Origin of the sequence: Bacillus cereus group sp. BfR-BA-01330 (assembly GCF_022663885.1) — a bacterium.
Lineage (GTDB): Bacteria > Bacillota > Bacilli > Bacillales > Bacillaceae_G > Bacillus_A > Bacillus_A cereus.
The window spans coordinates 1-576 of record NZ_JAKUGK010000031.1; the positions used below are offsets into that span (position 1 = coordinate 1).

The following is a 576-nucleotide window of genomic DNA, read 5'->3' on the forward strand; positions in this document are numbered from 1 at the left end:
GTTCGACTCCTCTCGGGCGCGCTTTTATTAACGGGAAGTGGCTCAGCTTGGTAGAGCACCTGGTTTGGGACCAGGGGGTCGCAGGTTCAAATCCTGTCTTCCCGATATTCCCAAAAAACATGGGGCCTTAGCTCAGCTGGGAGAGCGCCTGCCTTGCACGCAGGAGGTCAGCGGTTCGATCCCGCTAGGCTCCACTTTATTTAATATATGTCTCGGAGGTATACCCAAGTTCGGCTGAAGGGATCGGTCTTGAAAACCGACAGGCGGTGAGAATCGCGCGGGGGTTCGAATCCCTCTACCTCCTCCATTTTTTCTTTAATGGTTTAGACATATAATAATAAAATATTTATTTTTTCCTTCATGGAGGTATACCCAAGTTCGGCTGAAGGGATCGGTCTTGAAAACCGACAGGCGGCGAGAGTCGCGCGGGGGTTCGAATCCCTCTACCTCCTCCATTTTTAAAACTTTATATTGTCGCGGGGTGGAGCAGCACGGTAGCTCGTCGGGCTCATAACCCGAAGGTCGCAGGTTCAAATCCTGTCCCCGCAACCAAATGGTCCCGTGGTGTAGTGGTTA

General features: G+C 51.7%; 5 tRNA genes. All 5 read left to right on the forward strand.

Annotated elements, in window-relative coordinates:
- The first annotated feature begins 31 nt into the window (after positions 1-31).
- The 5 genes from MR112_RS28640 (at position 32) to MR112_RS28660 (ending at position 552) form a co-directional block, all read left to right on the forward strand.
- Positions 32-105: transfer RNA gene (locus MR112_RS28640), tRNA-Pro, on the forward strand.
- A gap of 16 nt (positions 106-121) precedes the next feature.
- A tRNA-Ala gene (locus tag MR112_RS28645) sits at positions 122-194 on the forward strand.
- A 20-nt stretch (positions 195-214) separates the two neighbouring features.
- A tRNA-Ser gene (locus MR112_RS28650) sits at positions 215-307 on the forward strand.
- A 55-nt stretch (positions 308-362) separates the two neighbouring features.
- A tRNA-Ser gene (locus tag MR112_RS28655) sits at positions 363-455 on the forward strand.
- Between the two features lie 20 nt (positions 456-475).
- Positions 476-552: transfer RNA gene (locus tag MR112_RS28660), tRNA-Met, on the forward strand.
- Positions 553-576: the final 24 nt, after the last annotated feature.